Annotated in this window: 8 protein-coding genes and 1 pseudogene; 2 read left to right on the top strand and 7 right to left on the bottom strand. The window is 42.7% G+C overall.

The window, feature by feature from the left end; translation table 11 throughout:
- Positions 1–978, top strand: coding sequence for a hypothetical protein (locus FVA69_RS07140; protein ID WP_164528602.1), 978 nt, complete (start codon positions 1–3; stop codon positions 976–978).
- A gap of 246 nt (positions 979–1,224) precedes the next feature.
- On the opposite strand, the gene FVA69_RS07135 is transcribed toward FVA69_RS07140, so the two are convergent.
- The 3 genes from FVA69_RS07135 to FVA69_RS07125 form a co-directional block, all read right to left on the bottom strand.
- Entirely contained in the window at positions 1,225–1,896 is a 672-nt protein-coding gene (locus FVA69_RS07135) for an inovirus Gp2 family protein (protein ID WP_164528601.1), read from the bottom strand.
- Between the two features lie 305 nt (positions 1,897–2,201).
- On the bottom strand, positions 2,202–3,695 hold the full coding sequence (locus tag FVA69_RS07130; RefSeq protein WP_164528600.1) for a YfjI family protein: 1,494 nt from the start codon (positions 3,693–3,695) through the stop codon (positions 2,202–2,204).
- Positions 3,696–3,712: 17 nt separating this feature from the next.
- Positions 3,713–3,943: a helix-turn-helix transcriptional regulator gene (locus FVA69_RS07125; protein ID WP_238789290.1), complete on the bottom strand. Its 231-nt coding sequence runs from the start codon at positions 3,941–3,943 to the stop codon at positions 3,713–3,715.
- 98 nt (positions 3,944–4,041) lie between these two features.
- On the opposite strand from FVA69_RS07125, the gene FVA69_RS07120 reads away from it, so the two are divergent.
- A complete protein-coding gene (locus tag FVA69_RS07120; RefSeq protein WP_164528598.1) occupies positions 4,042–6,045 on the top strand; it encodes a hypothetical protein in 2,004 nt (667 codons plus the stop codon).
- A 430-nt stretch (positions 6,046–6,475) separates the two neighbouring features.
- On the opposite strand, the pseudogene FVA69_RS07115 reads toward FVA69_RS07120, so the two are convergent.
- The 4 genes and pseudogenes from FVA69_RS07115 to FVA69_RS07100 form a co-directional block, all read right to left on the bottom strand.
- Positions 6,476–7,008, bottom strand: a pseudogene (locus FVA69_RS07115) (TraI domain-containing protein); the annotation flags it as partial.
- 248 nt (positions 7,009–7,256) lie between these two features.
- Positions 7,257–9,383 carry a UvrD-helicase domain-containing protein gene (locus tag FVA69_RS07110; protein ID WP_202983405.1) on the bottom strand — a complete coding sequence of 709 codons (2,127 nt, stop codon included), beginning with the start codon at positions 9,381–9,383 and terminating at the stop codon, positions 7,257–7,259.
- A 14-nt stretch (positions 9,384–9,397) separates the two neighbouring features.
- Entirely contained in the window at positions 9,398–15,820 is a 6,423-nt protein-coding gene (locus FVA69_RS07105) for a DEAD/DEAH box helicase (RefSeq protein ID WP_164528596.1), read from the bottom strand.
- A 163-nt stretch (positions 15,821–15,983) separates the two neighbouring features.
- Entirely contained in the window at positions 15,984–20,843 is a 4,860-nt protein-coding gene (locus FVA69_RS07100) for an Eco57I restriction-modification methylase domain-containing protein (protein ID WP_164528595.1), read from the bottom strand.
- Position 20,844: the final 1 nt, after the last annotated feature.

Raw genomic sequence — 20,844 nt, 5'->3', positions numbered from 1 at the left:
ATGAACGTAACCAGTGAAATAAAAAATAAAGAAAAAATGCTCGCCGAGCTAATGGTAAAAATACTTAAGGAACCGCTCAATCCCCTTGAGAATTCTTTAAAAAGACTCAATGCAGAGGTTCTGGATACAAAATATAAGGTTGACGAAATCAATGATGCTATTAATGCGGTAGACGCAAACACTGAAGAAATCATTAATCCTCTGAAAAGATCATTACGTGAGCTGCAAGATGACGATATTCCTGGGATGATAAGTAAGCTGCAGGAATTTATTTCGACTCAGGTCAATGAAAAAAAACAAGATATTCGCACCGCTCTTAGTCAACAATCGGCGCACTATGATAGCCAACTGAAAGCCGAGACAGGCGAGATTTTTGCAAAACTGTCTGATGTTCTTGAGCTGCAAAATAAGAGTGTTCAGACAGCAATACAGCAGTGTCAGCAAGCAGGTATCGACAGCGCTGAGGCCCTATTGCAGCAGCTACTGGCGGTTAACCAATCTATAGAGGACAACAGCGCAGACAATGCCAGCGAGCAACGGTCGACGCGAGAGCGTGACCAACGATTGTCTGAACAACTAGAAAGTGTCATGCAAGTCCAGCAGCAAATAAAACAGTTGGTAAGTGAACTTAACCAGCAGCTCAAGGGCGTCAGTCAAAATGTGCAAACGGCGCAGACCACGTTCGCGGAACAGCAAGAAAACGATCGGCGAGAAGTGTTAAGCGGCCTTAAAATGCTATCCACCGACGTCCAGACAGCTCTGGTACAGCACTTAACGCCACCAACCCAGGCTATTGAGTCTCTGCAAATAAGTCAGCAGGCGCTGACTGAAGCTGTTAGTCAGCAAAAGAGCCATCTGGCGGCGAAAATTGCTGTAAGTCAGCGTAGATTTCGCTACGTTGTCATCATTTTTACCCTGTTTGCTACCTCAACGTTGGCGTATATCGGCTATGACATCTGGAAAATTTTAGCTCCCTGACAGGACGAAAGCGCACGGTGTCTAACTCCACAGAGCCATTATATTTTGAGTTGTGTATAGAGTTAGACAACCTTTTATTCAAGGTGTAGTTATTGCTCTAAAGCAAACGCCTCTAAATCGGCCGGTTGAAGATTACCTTGATAGAATAGTGGAAACTTCCGCTTTTCGCTCAGACCAGCCGGTCAGGCTTAGTTATGTTCTACCCAACGAAACCTGTTAGTTCAAGTCTGAGCTAATGCCTCTCAATTAAACCTGACTGGTTCCAAAGTTTCTAAAGTCAGTAATCAGCTCCTTGGTATTCATTTTAGCCAGATACGTCATGCGTAATAGGAAATCAAAATAATTAGAATGACGGGCCAGAGCATCTCGTCTATCAAATCGAAATACGGGGTTCTCTGGAAAGTTAACTAATGGTGCATAGTCCGGGTACTCTAAGCCAATGGCGCTACACCATGCTCGTTGTATTCTAGTCGCCATATTATTGGCATCATCTTGTAAATAGTTGCCTAAATAGCCGTATATATCTCGATTAAATAACAAAACTAAATGGTAGTGAGGATATTCACTTTCATTACGTTCTCTTACCCAAGCATAATAAGGGAGTGCTGGTGTACCTGAACGCCCCGTACGATGATGTGCTGCTCTCAGTTGGCTTTTTAGTGACTCGATAAAACGGGTAATGGCTCGCTCATCCGTGCGTTGAAAACATACCGGCATATCCGGGGCATCAGGACTACTATCCTGAGCGAATCGTAAATCAACTCGGATTGCAAATACTCGGTTATGGTGTTCTAGTGTATTCTCAACCACTGCCAGTAATCGACGAAGGATATAATACGATATCGAGGAATCATAGCGATCACTCGCGATAGTTATCAGTTGATCCAATTCTGTTTTAGTTAATGCATAATCTGACATTTTTTATTACCTTACTATCATAGAAATAGCGATATCTGTATTCGTGTTTAAGTACCTATCGCATCCATAACACAGTGAGTTATAGACACAATAGGTACAGTGATTAAATAAACATTGCTTTGTTGATTGATGGGTGTTACTGTTATAAATTAGTATTGTATTTAGTAAGATGGTATATATTACCTATACCGACATCATTCCATTTAATAAAAGACAGACTCACCCCTCCCCAAAGCCGCAATAAACCTCGCTTGGTGATATAATCCTACTCACTGATATTATTAAAAATAACTCTGAAGTTATCCTTATCTTGGTGAGTTATTGAGTATGAATACTCCTCTGCTACTCAACGGAATATTCAATCGTTCGGCTAGCTCTTCAGGTGTCATTCTTGCCCCCATAAACTTGACATAGTTAATCCCATTTTTTTCGAATAATTGAACTTTAGCTTCCTGCTGTAGTTTTTCTAATGCAGGCCGCAAACGGTCAGAACGTCTCAGTGAATAGGGGCCATTTTTAATGATGTCATTTCGCCTAAAATCATAAGATTTATTACTGACAAGATGCTCCTCCAACCATAACAGGAGTTTTTCAGCATCACTAACTTCCTTAAAATCATCTATTTTTTTGATAAAATGATTAAGATGCCACTGAGTAATATAGACTGCCGACTCCAGCGTTTCCAACGTAACAACAGTGGAATCGGGTGTCATAAACATTTGCATCACCCCAGCAATTCGAGAAGCATGCTCCATAAAGCGCGATGCGTAATCATCATAAGCATGTAATTCCCCGCCGGGCTCCATCATCTTTTTAACAGCTTGATAATAGCCATTCCACGCCCCTTGGGCATCATGTGCTAAAGTAATACAATGGCGTTCTTCATCATTCTCACGACGTTTTATTCCTTTTTGTAAATGGTTTATCAACGTAGCCGATAAATCTGCTAAACTTAATTCAGTTGAATGTGAAACATTTTTTATCTCACATAATTGCTGAATTTGATCTAGATCCACTAATAAGCTGCGAGCTAAAAAACCTGAACTCTTTGCTTTCTTTCCTTTTTTATCCATAAAGCTGTCAAATAACGCTGGCTGGACCATAAGTAACAGACTAAAACGGCAATCTTTGATGACATAGTTATCTCTAGATGCTCGGCTTACCGATTTCCCCTCTGCGCACCAAAGCGAATTTAGTAATGGTGTTTTTCGCAATAAACTACTTTCAAACAATTCACCCGCCTCATCTGACATCAGCGACAATACGGGATATCCATCCCCCAACTCCTGAGCCAGACCTTCACTTGTTGAATCATTGATTACTAAACGTTTTTTTATTGGCGCTACTGGTTTTTGAACAAGGCACTCTTCTAAATTCAAAAAAGCTTCATTCACTTTTATTCCCTGATTCAGCGCTTTTTGATAGCATTTATTCAATGCGCTAAATTTTACATTCCATAGCACCAGACTCCGCTCATAATTATCTCTTTCAATATAAAAATCCTGTTCGAGTTGTTGCTCAAATTCTGAAATTGCTTTTGTGAGCAGTTTATAAACAGTAGATTTTCGGCACCCCGACCTCGCCAAAACAACATGATAAAGTGACAGTGGATATTTTCGTCCACTTATCGGTTCAATATCAAAGCTATCCTGACACGACAGGGACATCACACTTAACAGAGTAGGCAAAATAATTTCAGCCGCCGCTCCTGTTTTTATATGTACTTGCTCAATCATGCGTTGAAAATAATCTGGTAATTTCTCTATGTTTAAATATAACTCTTCATTTTTTTGTGACATTTCATCCGCCTTATTGATTAAACCATCCTTGAAGTTAACCATTTTTCAACTGAAGCATATTGCCAGCCAACTGATGAGGCGCCAAGCTTGATAGGCTTAGGAAAATTCTCATCGTAATACTTAGAGCGAGGGTTCAATTTTTCATAAATGCTCGATCTGGATATCCCTAGCATTACCGTTAACTCGGTCATACGTAAAATACGTATAGGCAAATTATTCTGACTCATATTTTCGTTTAGATGATGCATTTGATTCTCCATTGATTCACGTTCTTAAGAGATATTCATTTTCCACATCATCTGGCAATATGTCCTCGTAGAAAATTGGAAACCAACTGGAGAATGTCATGTACACCCATATTTTTGCTAATATCATGTTAACAGCTTACGACATAACAGTTTTAAATAAGGAAAGAATAGAAAAAACCAACACAAAAGAAAGAAAAAATAAAAACAAAAAATATAAAACGCTAAATCTAGCTAACCAGAGAAAAATTGAAAATTTTTCATTACATCAAGATTTTTTTGCAAAAACAGGTAATCTGAAAACGCAGGAATATGGTGATGACAACATCAATACTAAAGAAACTTATCAAAAATTGATTAATATCATCGATAGCAAAGCAGTCTTTACTCAGACAGAAAGACAGATGTTTTTCTATAAATATGAGCAACTGTATAACGCATTGATTGCTCAATACGTTGTGTCTAATTTAGAAAAAAAAGAAATATTAAGAAAATATACAAAAGCCACCATACCCGCCATTGTGGCATTAGATATGTATAAAACGCTGAGTCTTTCCGTCGATAAAGAACAATTACATTTTTACAGTCATATCCATCATTTTATACTGAGTGAATACTACGACAATCATCACAATAATCTCGAATCGCTCTGTAAGGGGGTGAGAGCCTATCTCAAATACTACATCAAGACATTAGCGTTCAACCCCATTGTTAATCTTTTTGAAATTACAACCTCAATTAACAATATAAGAACCTCATCATTCACAACAATTTGTAACATCGATACGATTATTGATGCTTGCAAAAAAGAAGCGAGCGAGATAGGTAAACCACACGATACCCAATTTGAGCAATTGAGAGTCGCTTATACTTCTCTTAGTGTCCTGCTCGCCTTTCAAAAAATCACTCACCTACTGACGCCACTTGTATCAAATTATAAAAAATTACTTGAAGATAAACTTGAAGCGCCAGATCCTCTCTTCTATTTAGAACGGTATCTTTACCAAAATGTTGAAAATGATCCTATTTTTTTGGGAGAAGATGCACTGTATGAGTATATCGAGGTGTTAATTTCTCACGAGAAAATAGATATCCCTAGTTGTGAAGATGACTGTGATTGCGGCCAAGGCCCTGAATGTGAGTGTCAATGTATCCCTAGTTATTGTTACGGTATTCTTAATATTCTAGAAAACTTTATATTTGAAAATAAATCTCATCTGCCTTTACCTACTCTTGTACCCTCCATAAACTTATCTGAGTTTTCCCTAAAAAAAATAAGCATTTTTGAATTATCATCATACTTAGATGAGCTCTGTGACGAAGTGCCATCTCTTAAATTATACAAAGAAATCCCTTATATTCTTGAGCTACTTTACGCTAACGAGTTAGATAACATAAGAGAGGTTATTAACGAAATCTCATTTGAAGAATTCCCATTAGGTTTTTTTACATCTACACTCGCTATTATCAATCTCGCATTAAAGATAAAGTTTGAACCAAAATCGATTCGATACGGGTCATTACTCTCCTATATCAATCCTATTTTAACAAATCAAGGTGTATATACTGAATATATCATTGTTACACCCGACATTAAAAATTCCACTCAGTCAGTTTCTGATATAGAAGAAAACCCTGTAATTAATGATCCCAACAACCAAACAGTTCTGCATTCAATCATGATATATAATAGAATGATAAAAAAAATGATTATTTATGATAATGATCACTCCGAGCTCATTGCCCCACAATCCGTTTATGGGCTTCTCGATTCGGTTGAGCTCGCCCTTAAAAAATTAAGGGAAGCTTTTTTTCAGGAGAAAATGTTGCTTACAGATAAAGAACTGGCAAGCCTTATCATTCAAAATAAAGTATTAACGAAACATGAAACCAATGATAATCTGATAGGTATACTCAATGAGGCTACATTATATAATTGCCTTGGTTGCCTTTCTTATTTATATAAAAATCTAGCGGGTTATGGCGAATCACTTCCAAACATATTATCATTTACAGGAATATCAAAAGATGAACATGAAGAAAGAGAAACATTACGTCGCGCATTACTCATCGTGAAAGAAAAACAGACTAATAAAGATAACTAAACACCTTCAATCTTATTCATGTCAATCAATGTACCTGCAACAGCTGCTACATGTAGCAGCTGTTGCAGGGTATACCTTCTATTTTAAATTTTATTGGCTAGTGGGCGGCCCGTTAACTTGTTATTAATTCGTTTTATGATTTTTAAGTTGGGCAATACCTACTTGATGGCAGAGAGGAATATTATAGAGCAAAAAATATCATAGAGTTACGCAACTTATCTTATCAATTTGAATTATTGCATTAGCTAATTCCTGAGTATGTTTTGTATCGAGTTGATGGAGGGATTGGACGCGTTCTTGATAATCTTCATTGACTTTGACTTGTTCGGTCAGCTCAACAAGCAATTCGGAATTCTTAGTGTTTAACTCACCTATCCTTTCGTGTTGTTTCCACATTCCCCATATGGCTAGGCTATAGTCAGTACTAGAAGCTGCTTAGGCAGGTAGTAGGCGCTATCTGCCTTTTAAAAGGGTTCCACTGATAGCCGCCATCTTCGTCTGTTAGGGAATAGTCTGATACGAGCTTACCAATATCATGGAAAACAAAACGCCGAAGGCTACTGCAACACGCCACCTTGGTTCCAGCTCTTTTTTCTCAACCGGTGTGCCACTGGCAACAAAGATGATCCCTTCAGCAGCTTGTGCCGCCCAAAAAGCAACTTCCAACGAATGACGTAATAAACCACCCGAACCACTGTGATGATGATGCTCAGAAGCTGGCAACAAGTGAACATAAGCAGCCAGATGATCAATGCAGGGCTGAATTAGCCTTTGAAAATCACGCTGATTGAAGCCAAGTACTTGGCGCAGTTTGGCAATTAGCTCGTCTTGTGTGGACTGCAAATCCTCGGGTGACGCAGCTGGCAACCCCTTCAGGAATGGCGGATAGCGTGGAATTTCTGTATCCAGTTGCGATGACAGCTCTGGTAATGCTTTGGCTTGAAAAAATAGGTTTTTGAACATAGTGAACCTCCGACACGATAGTGTGAAGGTTTTCTATAGCTACCTGAGTCAAAATAGATAATAAATTTATGCAACTATTCTCCCTTTACTTGGTTGTTGAATAGAATGGAAAATCACTCATATGGCCTTTCGTGAGAGAATTTCTCCACCACATACAGGCGAGATATCCAAAACATGGCTTCACATACCCTATGTGAAGCACAATTTTAAACAAGCTCAAATTGATATCTGGGCAATTATAAAGATAACTAAATCAAGTAAGGGCTTAGTTGTCCTGACGATGTAACGACGAGACCCTTTATTGCTCTTGTTGCAGCAACGTGTAATAGCGCTCTTTCGTTGAAATCGTAATCGCGTTTTTCGACAGGATCTTCGGTTATAGCCATTTGCAATGGGATGACACCTTCGTTTGCTCCCGCAATGAAAATATATTGAAACTCGAGCCCTTTAACTCGGTGCATCGTAGCAAAACAAAGCCCTGGTTTATCGTTGTCAGAACTCTCTGAAGAGAGCGAGTAAGAATCGAATCCAGCTTGTTCAAAAGCGCTTTTGTACTTGTCACGAAGAGCGTTAGTTCGCGATACAATACAAATATTCTTCAACGGCACACCACATTCAATAAGCGATTCTATCTGCTTGCGTATGAAGCCACACTCCTCATCGAAACTGGTACACGCTTGCACAATTGGCAAATCACCATGGAAAAGAGATAAATAGTCACTCGATTTATCAAAGTCACCATCAAGATCATCGACTGGCACATTTTCTAAAATAGCTGTGGCAAATCGACGGGTTTCCTCAGTAGTACGATAGTTAATCTTTAACTTTTGAGAACGACGTCCACGAACATTGATGCCGCAACGGCCAAGTACCACCTTATTGCGATAAATGCGCTGGTGGCCATCACCAACAATAAATAGGTCATTCTCTTGTTCTGGCACGATACTTCTCAGTAGCGTGAAAGCTTGGCTCCCCATATCCTGAGCTTCATCGACGATGATCGAACTATATGGAAGAACGAGTTGTTGCTCATTAATGAGCGCCATCGCGTCTAACATCGCATCATTAATTTCTCGAATTTGATTTCGGTTAAGTTGGTTTCGATATTCTTCGAAAACAGGCCAAACGAGAGAGCGCTGCAAACGGCTCAATGAGGTACCTCGCCCAACACGGCTTACCTTTAAATACTCTTGCTTGGTTTTAATCCCATTTGCTTGAACAATCAGGCGCCATTCTTCTTGATAAAAAGAATCAGGGAAATACGGCTCGGCAGGCGCTTGGCTAACAGCGATATCCCAACATTTTTTTCGTTTAGCATCACCCTCATACACTACTTTGTAGTCATATTTAAACTGCTTCAACAGACGAGAAACCCAGCCATCAATGTTGACGACTTCAATTCGTGCCAATTGTTCATCTGTCGCTATTTTCTTGATGTTTGCTTTAATATCAGAGGCTAAATTTTTGGTAAAAGTCGTTAATAAGATCTTACGATTACTCTGTTCTAAAATAAGCTTCTTCGCCAAATGGACAGCGCGATGCATCGCCACTACAGTTTTCCCTGTCCCTGCACCGCCGAGCACACGGGTTGGACCTTTAGCCTCTAGTGCAACCAACTTTCGTTGGCTTGGGTGCAAAAATACTCGCCATTGTTCCAACGGTGCATTAAGCATCTTTTGGAGTTCAAGGTCATCGGTAACCACTTTGAAAGAGCGCAGAGTAACGGCTCGTTGCAACGCCACATCAAAGTCTTCTACATCAATCTCAACATCGCCATTAATTTGGTCGTTATAGGTGTTATAAACAGATTCATAGTCGTCTCCAGCGGCCAACATAAACAGTGCCTCAAAGGCTTCAGTTGGCAAACTCTCTTCCAACTGTTCAAGTTGTTTCTCAGTCGCAATTGACATCACACGTTGGATAAAACTTTCTGGTACACCAAGCGCGAGAATTTGCTTTTCTTTAAACTGTGCAAAAAGTGTTGAGTTTTGCGAAGAAATCCCTTGTGTCGGCTCAACAATCTCAGCTTCCACATTAGAAACATCAATAATCTGAATTGCGCCTGTTGACGGGTGAATTTCGCAGCGATGAGTACGAGCCCAATCATAAGCATCATCATGCAAAGCAACAAACATCAACATGTAAACATTGCCTTTTTCTGGTTTAAGAACGATGCCTCGATAAGCTTGATCGATTCTTACCGAATGCACATTCTTACTTTTCGCATCACGGATTTTTTCATAATTAATCGCAGAGCTTGTGGGGTTTTCACGAAACTTACTCAAAAACTCTTGCACCTTCTTTTGTTGTGCTTTGGGAATCGCAGCAAAAGAAAGCAAAAAATCGGATGCAATTGCAATTTTTGGAGTATCCATACCTGACATTGTGGTTACCTATCATTATGTTTTAATTTTAAATTTAGCTGCTCAAAGACGGTTTCATTTAATGCGCCAACAATGACGAACCACCCCTTTGATTCAAATAGATCTACCGCCTCTTGTTGCTCAGGCAACAACAAGGCTACTTGACTACTCGGCCAAGCCAATTCTGCCTCAGCCAAAGTTTCGCCTTCTTCGCTCGTTAACTCATAGCCAACCTCAGGAGCACTCAGGCCTTTTGCCATCATCGCTTCAATAACCTCCGGCTCTAGCAGTTGATGCTCAATAATAAGCTGCCATTCTTCATCCGCTCCGTCCACCGAAGATGGCGAATTTACGGTAACAGAGGCGGTTTGATTCGGCATCAGTGTACCGTCATTCACGTCGTCTTGGAGCAGTACACGGGAAGTGCAGGAAAAATCACGCATAAACTGGCCGATATTCACCAGCTTCCAAAAGCCCGCGAGGTACTCTTCAAAATGCTCATCGTGAATGTCACGATCATCAAAGCAAATGTGCAAACGCATATTTGCTTCAACATACTCAAAAGGTGTTTGACCTTTCACCGCATCTTTCAGCACATAAGCATATGACTCAACAGGGAAAACAGTTGCAATTTCCACTAACCTTTGTGAAGTGCCAACTGAATCAAGTAAACCACCGAACAGATATGGCGTATCCATACAGAGTTCACTAAAGCGACTCGCGGGGCTATTTTCACGCATTTCGTATTCAAACTTCGCTTTCACCGATAAGTCTCGTGACTTATTGAACGCGAGCCAATAGAAGCAGTTCGCCGTCGAAGCTTGACGGAAAAATACGGATGTTTCGATGGGTTGATGTAACCATTTTTTCAGCAAACTAAAGTTATTTTCACCTTCATAGACGCTGCGCAATGTTTGGTAATTACGCTCGATGAACTTAGGGTACAGCGCTTCTTTAGCTTGAATTTCTTGGCGATGCAAACCAAAAAACTCTTTCATTTTACTCTTATCACTTTGAACAATATCATGCCAGCCTAATGTCCACGTGTTATAGCGGCCGCTATCGCGCACTGCATTACGCTTAGCAACATCGTCAAACACTATTTTTTTGTGGAACGCAAAACCATCAAGATAAATGGCTAAAGGTTTCACACCAGCCATCTGAGATGCGGGATACAAAACAAAATCAGGACGAGTTTCGATATAAACTCCGTCGTTTGCACCGAGTTCAACTTGCGGAACCAAATGCCAAGAGACATAAGAGTTAATTTTTGACGCGATAAACCAAGACGAGCGGTTATGGAAAAACTCTTTGGTTACCACAAACTCTTTGGCAAGCCCTTTCAAGGTTTCAATAAATAGCCGTTCAAGTTCAGACTCCACTACGCCATCAATTTCAATATCTGAAACGCTCTTAATACTGATCAGCTTGTCTTTATTATCGATGATAGCTCTGAGCAACTTACGCGCATGCTCACGGGAAATTGAGCGCATTTTGTTGCGATCACGGTAAGCATAAACACAGTGGTAACAACCATCCTTACCTTCCGAGGCGCAGGCACAATGTTCAATGACCTCCAGCGCCATCGATAGCAGGGCGATTAGGTTGTCAGGCTCCTGCATTAATTCTTTAAGAGCCCCTGTACCTCCAGGCACTGAATCATAAATGACTAAGTAATAACGATAGCTTTCACCTGCATCTGCCGGTTCTTTATAAATCGTGCCTTTTAGATGATCGACACTGCCCTTAAAGTATTTTTTCATACCCAATTGCAACGCAGCAGCCAAAGAAGACTCCGTTACTTCACCTAACCCATAGTTACTCACGGGCAACAAAATTCGAATGGCCTCAGATTCAAGCTCGCGATAAAGATACAAAACGTCCTCATAACGCGCCTCTTCAGGAGAATTTCGGTATTTACAGGCGATTTCGTGCGTTGGTTGGCCATAGTTTTTTTGTACAAAGCCACAGTCACTGCACACCTTAAAGCCTGTTTTCTTTTTCTTCTCTCCTGCAACGTAGAACTCTTCCCCTTCATCAGATGCACTACCAAAGTTAATATCTCGCAGCGTCACTCGGTTTAAGAATTCAAAACCAAAAGGCATTTCTTTATTAGGAATGTGGTAAGCGTAAGCGACATCTTGCGGCATGAAGTTCACCAACATTTGTCGTTGGAAAAACGCTGGAGTACGAGTGTCAGCATCGTCAGCAATTTTTGAGTCACGCGAGCTAGAACGCGCATAAACCTGTCTGAGTTTCAGCATGCGAATTTTCTGCTCTGCATCCCCCCAACCGGAATGGCCACATTTGGGACAGAAGGAATGCTGATCGGCCTCAATGCGTTCACTGTAGTTACAGTGGCTACACACGCGCCATGTCTCAGGCTCGGATACCTTCATGTCGATTTGTTCGATTTCAACTTTATGCCCACCAGCATAAAAATGGCTCGTTGGCGCAAGCTCAGAAAGCGCAGCCGCTGCCGGACGCTCGTACTCAAAAGTACGTGTCACGTATTGGCTTGAGCCATCTTCCGTTTCAATGGTGTCCTTTTTACGCCAAAGCACTGAGCGAAGCGTAACGCCCGCTTCAGGGAATGCATAGTTCGGCAGTAAGCCCTCATCCGTCATAAAGTTGAGAGTATTTTTCCCGTTAATCTCTCGAATCAGCGCCAACAGCGCATTGCGCTCGTTCTCTAACTCATTGAGTTCAGATTCAAAATTGAGGTCTTTAACTGGCGACAACTTCAATTTATCAATACTACGTTTGAGTTTTTCAGCGCGACTGCGCAACGATTTACGGTCAGTCGCCAAATGGCTCAATGACTGCTCAATTTTGCTTTCTAAGCTGTAAGCGACATTACTGCCAAACATAAAGGCACGTAACTTATCGACTGAGTTTGGCGATAGGCTGTGGAAAATAGAGATGAAGAGATCAAACAACTCCTGCTGTTTACCTTTAACAAAAGTGAGGAAATTGTATGGATATAGATCGCGCTGGCCACTTTCTGTCGCGTCCAACATCTGTTTTACTCGCTTAGGAATCGCACTACTGGTCACACCTGTTTTAATCCAACGGTCTATACAAAACGCCGTTAACTGACGTTCCAAAATGGCCGAAGCATCAAGATAGACACCCGGTGCAGTGACACTGCCCGCCATCATTTCCAATGGTTCTTGATAATAAAACAGATCGTGAGGATTACCTTCTGCGACGGTCATGTTAAAGGCATTACCATCCTTTCGCCCTGCGCGGCCGATACGTTGTAAATAGTTCGCTTGGGCTGGTGGCACGGAGCAAAGCAGCACTGATGACAATCCACCAATATCGATACCCATTTCAAGCGTCGGCGTCGAGGAGAGCAAGTTTACAGCCCAGCTTGATTGCCCTTTGATAAATGAGTTTTCAACTTGTTCACGCACATCACGCTCAAGTAAGCCGGTGTGTTCACTGGCATTGACACGGTGTGTTTGTGCAAAATGCCACTCTTTTTCCGCAAACGGCAGATCACGCGTATAACGCCCTTGACAGCAATCATTATGACAAGGTTGAGCATACCAACTGGCATAGGCAGTTTTAGCCACCACCAAACGTTCGGTACAACGGTCACAACCGATGGCTTGTAGATTGGTCGTCAGCTTTAGACTTTCAGGTTGCAAGCCCCAGACTTCACAGCCTTTGACATCAAATTGAGCAACGATGCCCGCTTTGCGTAGCGCATGCATTAATCGGCTATAAATCGTCTGGGTATGCGAGGAGATCATCACGTTGTGCTGATTACCCAAACATTTGTTAAGCCAGGTTTGGTACCAACTGTGGTGATGTTTAGAACCAAACAAATTATCGAAGTGTTTAATCTTACCAAACGACAAAAATTGAGGGGTGCGCGTTCTGTCACTCCAGTTGGGCATAAATTTCGAAGTTAGGCGGTCAATTTTAGTTAGATAGTAGGTTTCGCCAGCGTCTTGAATGTAGTGTTGTAAGGCTGAATGATTTATCGCCCCTTTCAAACGCATGCGGTGTAGTACGCCCAAACAGAAATGCAGCAGATGTTGATCGTTCACTCCGCTGAACTCATTCCCCAGTTCATCAACCAGTTCAGCATGCAGCTTTGAACAAAGTGCGACCAATTCATCACTGCACACATCGACACTCACCTCGCCAGTGCGCTCAAGGGTTCTGCCAATCGCTGCTCGCAAGCCAAATTCTGAATGCACTTCCCAATTAAGTCGTTTCGCCACTAAATCTGGCAAATTGCTTTTGGCGGGTAATGTGGCGGCATCGTTTCCTTCCACCAGCTCGCGATAATCGTTTAACCATTCCATATTCGGCGCCGTAAACGTTGCGACAAACGATTCAGGAGTCACGAGTTTAGCTTGGGCTTCTTGTGTCACTTTCGTGGCGAAGCTCGCCAGATCAAGCCCTTCAAATTGCTGCGCAACGGTGGCGATATGTCCTCGCACCATTAACGGCCAAGTACGTGCGGCAAAGAAACCCGCACGGTGGGCGGCGTCTTGGACCGAGTCAGAAAAGGTGATGAGTTTTTTATTGTCGTTGAAACGGCTAGCATAAAGCTGATTGATAGCAACACTCGACAGTGTCGCGGATTGCGCACCAATAATGCTCAGGCCATTTTTGCTATGACAATAAGGGCACTGATTGTCAAAGTGTGGGCCTTTAGTTTCAGTTGTTTTTACCAAATCGGGGATAAATACACGGATCAGTGCGTCTTGCTCATGACCACAGTGGATCGGGGCGCTGTCCGAATTTAAGGTTAAGCAGGTTGGGCAAACGCGTCGAATAAGCCCTTTGGCCGGAATATCTTCACCTTCGTTGATGGGGAATAACACGCGCACGCCTTGATGACGAGCGAAGAACAAGCGGTAGAACACCTCCAAATCATTCTCGAGCTGATCGCTGTAGCCATCGCCATAACTACCCCACCCTGTTGCATGACAGTCACGGCAGTGGATCACTGGCATATGTTGCTCGCCTTCGTGAAACGCCAAATCATCACTAAAACGCAACACCGGCTTCGGATGGATTTGTGCCACCAAACGGCGTAGCTCGCGCAGCCAAATTTGGTAACGCACTTGCAAAAATGGCAGCACGGGGCGCGCTTTGCCCAGTGCTATTCGTTCTTGCTCGACCTCTGGCGGTTCATCTATCCCTCGGCGCGCTATTGACACCAAAGCAATAAAGCTCTGCAACAACTGTAACGTGGCTTGATATCCGAGTGACAAACTTCGGTCGAGTTCATTCACCAGCACATCCAGCGCGCGAATTTTGCCATCCAGCAATCCCAGTAGTGAATGGAAAAACTGATGTGTAAGCAGAGCTTCCCCTAATGCGATGCGCACGGCTCGCCCTTCGTCCGAATCGAGATCGTCTGGCAAGGCTAAGTTATGCTCGGGAAACCACAGCGCTAACTGCTGATTTAAATAGGCGACTTCATCGGCGAACTGAGAGGCATCAAGCAACGAGAGCTGCTCATAACTCGGTGAGTTAAACACTAGTGCTTGATGAGCCTGTAAATATTCATCGTGACGATAACGGTCTTCTCGTACCACGGCGCTTTCATCAAACGGTGCATCAAAAATGGTGCTGGCGTACTCCAGCAATGGGGCTAAATCATCACCGACAGTCGCTGAGGTGCCAACACACGCAAAGCCTTGGTTATCCACGCTTAAGTGGAACTTTAAACGGCGGATCAAACAAGCCAAGTCCGAACCTTGCGCGCCATCAAAGGTGTGCAGTTCATCCACTACCAAGTACTTTAATGTGCCTGGTTGGTTATGTAGCCACAGCGATTGATCTTCAGGGCGCATCAGCAAATAGTCGAGCATTTTGTAGTTGGTGAGCAAAATATCGGGGGGGTTATTGCGCAAATGCTCTTTGCTGGTGATCACGCCATCTTTACTCATAACAACGCTGCCTTGACCATCGCCACCGCCAACAAACAAGCCGACAGTGACTTTGCCTTTTAAGCCCGCATTGTTGTACACCGTTTCTGCAAAACGTTTAGCTTGGTCGGTTGCCAGCGCATTCATTGGGTAAATGACGATCGCTTTCACCCCCGGCTGGTTGCTTGCTGCACAGTGATTCAAAATAGGGTAAAGAAAACATTCCGTTTTACCCGAGCCCGTGCCGGTTGCGACCAAGGTGGCCTGTGGGTTGTCACCACCAAGGCGCTGATAAGCAACCGCTTGGTGTGCGTAGGGCGGAAAGGGTAAGTGTACTTGCGAAAAAAAATTCAGCGCCAGCGCGCTTTGCCGAAAAGGCAACTGAATGGATAAATAAGGGCCTTTGACCAGATTATCGCGCTCGTTTAAAAAGCTATCGATCATCGAATAGTCTTCGCTTTCAAAGCATGGGCTGTTCATGGTAAAGGCGGATTTTACGTATTTTTTGACGCTGCTTGCGACTTGGTCACTCACCACTGACGGTAACATGGTTTCACTGTCCTTTTTGCATTGTTTTTTGCATTCTTTTCTCGCGCTGTTTTCTTTCGTTTTTCTATTGGCTAAATGCAAGTGATTCGGCGGTTCGAGCGCCGTGGTCGAAGCATCGGCGCTCTTGCCTACATTATTCAGCGAATGTCTTACTAAACTTCAACTAGGCAAAACGCTCACTAAACACCGCCCATGCGGTTTCGTAGTCTTGCTCACGATCACACTTGTCGAATGGGGCGATGTATTCAATAGTGCGCTCGACTGGACCGCCTGGTTGGGTATCATCCATATAGGTTTTGTAAACCTTGCCGGATTTCAGCCCGCGAATATCTTCCCAACCGAGCGCTATATTACTCTCCGTCCACGGCTCGGCTGCACTGCCCTGCCCGCTGGTTTTGTCGGCAAACACGCCATCTTCAATCGAGAGGGTAAACCCGTTTTTGTTATTAAACTTACGGTCTAAACCTACGCCTACCAAACCTTTTGAAGCGGTAAACACAATGCGACCAGTTTGGTCATACCAAGTATCGGCCTCATACTGGCGCATTACTGGGAACTGAACACGGTAGATGGTTTTGAGCTCTTCTAAGGTTATACCCAACGCCATCGAGACTAAGACATCGATCTCAACTAAGGCTTGGCGACGAGAATAATCATCTCTAAGAGAAAAATTTGGGTGCCAAGTTGAGTCTAATTCAAAATAAAATCTATTTTTCAGCCGCTTATCTTTCTTAGACCAAGTTTGAAAACAAAATAATTCCTTAACAAAGCTCTTAGCCCAGATTTCGGAGTATGCGTCTGTCAAGCAATTCAGGGCCAAATACCTTACCATGGCCCCCTCAGAAACGACGTAGGGAATAACATCCCAAGCGCTATATAAATTCTTCCTACCAGTTATTTTTACTAGGAAGTCCGACACTAATGATGAAGCAATTGTTGCAGCCTGAAGAGTTTGGTTTAAATCAGCGTAAGATATTGATTGAACTCCATCGATATGACAAACACCTGGAGGAACAATACAAGAGATAAGTGTCCTTTCATTTGAGCTATTTAACATTTTTCTCGCAACAATCCTATATTGCTCCGTAAATAAAACGTTATCATACTTTCTTCTTGGAATATAACTATCTGATTTATTCAACAGCTGATAGGAAACTCGTGGAATATACGAAGAACTAATCTCATTACGATCTATTGTAGAGTAATCAGAGTTTTTAATACATTCAGATTTTGCGCTCTTATAAACGGGATTTGCAATGTAGAAATTCGGTCCAGATAGAACTACTTCCGACCAACAATCTGGCTGCGAAGAAATACGTTTAATTCTGTTCTCAGAAATAGCACTCTTTTCCTGCCACATTGTTGAAAAGTCTACATTTTTATATATATCATTGACACCCTCAGACTGCGATATTTTCTTTATGACGCTGAGAAGTTGTTTTGATTGAATACCAGGAAGTTTTACATCAATACTATTCGAAGAATTGTTACCACCGAACAATTTTGAAATTACGCCAAATACACTCTGATCAAACCTTATAACTCGAGATGTATTACCTGATACATTCCAGCCATTATTAGTCTTGACGCCAAAAACATCTTCAGATTCAATCAAAAAGCAACTATCAATTGTAGCTGGATTAAATAAATTAAATATTGAAACAAAATCAACACATCCTATTTTACGATAAACATTTAAGCTGAATCTTCGATCATGATGTATATCAGAGAATAGGTCTAGCTCGTTTTGAAACTGAAAATGGAAAGCTAGTCTTCTATACGCCTCACTGCGAATTTTATAACTATTATCATCCTCAAAAATTCCTTCTGGATGAACCAAGCCTATAATTGTTTCATCACTCGACAGGAACCATGATTTTTCAATAAAAGCTTTGTATAGATCTGTTCTTGAACTGGATGATATAGGGTAATATTTACTCCCTAAAAATGACAATACGCCTTCTATGGATTCATACTCACCTAGATAAGTTTTCAAGTTAGAAGAATTAATATCTAGCGGAACTCCAGAAATATTTTTATTTTTAATTATCAGTTCAGGATAAAAATCGCCTAAAACATCCTTGGAAGACCACTCCAAAGATAGCCATGGCGGATTCCCTAAAATAAGATCAAAACCGCCGTGGTCGGCAAAAATATCGGCAAATTCCAGTTCCCAATGGAAAAATTTATAGCGCGCGGCCAGCTTATCCACCAGCGCCAAACGCGGAAAGACCATATATAAGAAGTCTTTATTGACGGTACCTCGGTTATTAGTGGCAAACAGATCTTGCGTTTGAGACTCTGCCACTTCATCGAACATACCGAGTTGACCAGAGCCAGATTCAACAACATTAAGACTTGCTGTTTCTGCATAACCTTCGAGTACCTGCTCAATTTCACCTAGGTATTCCGCGCGGCTTGGCAGCTCATCGGCACTCTCCATTGGCCAAAACCACAGCGCACACCAGTAATCCATCACCATTTTTAAGCGCGGGTAAACGGCTGAGCCTGACTGCTGTGATTGGCTCAGTAACTTATCTTTATCGTTGGTACTTGAACGTTGCGCTGAGCGCGCGGAGTTTGGCCAAATTTGCAGGTTATCGGTGGTGATATTGCGCTCTTTTCGGCGCTGCTCAACATGCGCTTGCCAAAGCTCATCAATTTTTTGGCAGATACGTTTTAGCTGATCTTTTTCTTCCATACTAAACGAGCGAACAAAGGTTTTGCGCCATGCATTGATGGTGGCAATTTCTTTTGGCTTAAGCGCTTTTACCACTTTATCACTGTAGTTGGCCATACCGTTATCGGGCAGCAGGTAGTGATAAACCTCATGCGGACTGCGCGCTTCATTATGGCCTAAACGTTTTGGCTCGATGTTTAACCAACTTGGATCTTTGGCTTTTTTATAAGTGAGGTCGCCTGTCGAAAACACCTGACGGCGTGCGCCAATTAATGAGTTACCATTGTATAGCTGATAACCAAACCAAGGCACAAAGGCTTCATCGCTGATGGCGTTAAGCCATAACGAGACTTCCGCCAGCTCGACGGCGACGGGGTTTAGATCCACACCGTAAACGTTGTTATCGGCAATGTACATTTTTACCCGTTGCAGCTCTCGGGTGTATTGCTCTTGCGGTATGCGGGAATCTTGCGCCAGTTGTTTTAACTCAAGGTATTTTTCAGCCAGCTGATTAATGGCTTCGTTCAAGAACGCCGCGCTGCCCATGGCGGGCTCACACACTTTGATGGTGAGGATTTTATCGGCCTGTTCCGCAACGGTTGCGAGGGGTTCGAGCTGCTCTTTATACAGCTCTTTCAGCGCATATTTCACCAAAGATTGGGTGAGCACTTCTGGGGTGTAGTACGAGGCCGATTTTTCACGATCTCGCCCCGCCATACGGTAAATAAAGCTGCCTTTCGGGTGGCTGAGTAAGGTGCCATCTTTGCGAAATACCTTTTCATCATCTTGGTATTCGGCCAACTGCTCGGCACTGACAAAGTAGCCTGTTTCCAGCTCGTTGAGCTCTTCCCCAGCTTTTTTCACTTCATACAAGTCAGTTTGAGCAAAGAAGCCACGGTAGGAAAGCAAGGCTTCATACACGGCGCCCAACTGGTTAATCCCCAACTGCGCGTAAGAGATGCGGCCACGACGCTTGCCTTTTCCTTTTCCTGGGCGGCTTAACGACATTAACTTGATCACGCGCTGTAAGGTTTCGTTACGAAATACCACACGCGCCAAATACGGCATACGCGCGTCATCGAATAAGTGACTTTCAAGTTTGCGGATGGCAAAGCTTTTCTGAATATCATCAAATAAGCTGCTCTCGCTATCGCTCTGTTTGCTGTTGCCAGCAAAGCCTTTGGCCACGAGACGAAATAGCATCTGCAAACTGTCGTGAATATAGCGACCATTGCGCGATTCTTCGGTAGAGAGATCCACCATTTCCAAATCGCGTAGTGCTTCTAAACTGTACCCTTTGAGGTAGACATCGGAGTTTGTCGGTGCGTATTTTAGCTCTGGCCTTGCTTCGATATAGAACAAAAACAGCATGCGATACATGTACCGTAAGCATTCAAGGCTTAGTTGGCTGGCATCAATGTTGTTTTTGCCGTCGTAGGTAAACCCTTTTTCAATCAGTTGTTTTGCGGCTTCATCCCCCAACAACTCGATGGATTCACGCAGCGCGTACTTGAGATCTTCGGATACTGAAAACGCATGCTTGTGTGAGCTTTCATCTAAATTATCCAGTAGGTTCTGACCTTGCAGTGGGCAGATGGAGTCTTTATGCAAAAGAGCAGCCATCGCTTTGAGAGTATCGCTCTCTTTACGACCAAGAATTTCTTCTAAATCAAAACGTAACAAACGGTTTTGCGCCCATTTGGTACGATCTAGCAACAAGCATTGGCGATTGCCCAATAACAGCAACCAGCGAGGTGGCTCTGGGGCGCTAAAGATTTTTTTCGAAATTAAGTCCTGCCAACTCAGCTCATCACTTTGCTGTGTTTTTAATAGAACCTTACGCTGCTCTGGTTCAAGTGCTTCTAACTGCTGTGATAATAACGGCAATGACAGTGGGTCAGCGCAATCGTCCATGGATGGATCATGGGCTTCGAGGATCCATAACAGAGGTAAGCCTTGATGGTCTTGATAAGCCGACAAAACCGGTAGCTGACCGTTTTCTAGCAAGACTTGTGTTGGTTTTATCTCAAACCCGAGCGCATGCAAGATGGGGCTCCAACGCGCACGCTGATTGCTAAGGCGTTTGTTGATGTCTTTAACACTGAGATGCTGATTTAACTCGCGAAAGTACTCACCGCTATAACTTGCCAGCTGTGTGTGAGGTGCACGATAACCACGCTGCGGTTTACCACCTTGCTCTTTTTCTGCACGTTCAATTTCGCGGGCTTGGTTTTCTTTTTCTAACCACTGTTCTAATACACCACGAATATCACCGACAAACACTTCGCTCAGATAATGGTGTGAGTAAAAGTCGTTTTCGTTGTAAATACCAACCAATGCCATG

The sequence above is a fragment of the Providencia sp. PROV004 genome, assembly GCF_011045615.1.
GTDB lineage: Bacteria > Pseudomonadota > Gammaproteobacteria > Enterobacterales > Enterobacteriaceae > Providencia > Providencia rettgeri.
Note: the sequence above shows the minus strand (reverse complement) of the source record. Positions and strands in the feature narration are given on the sequence as shown.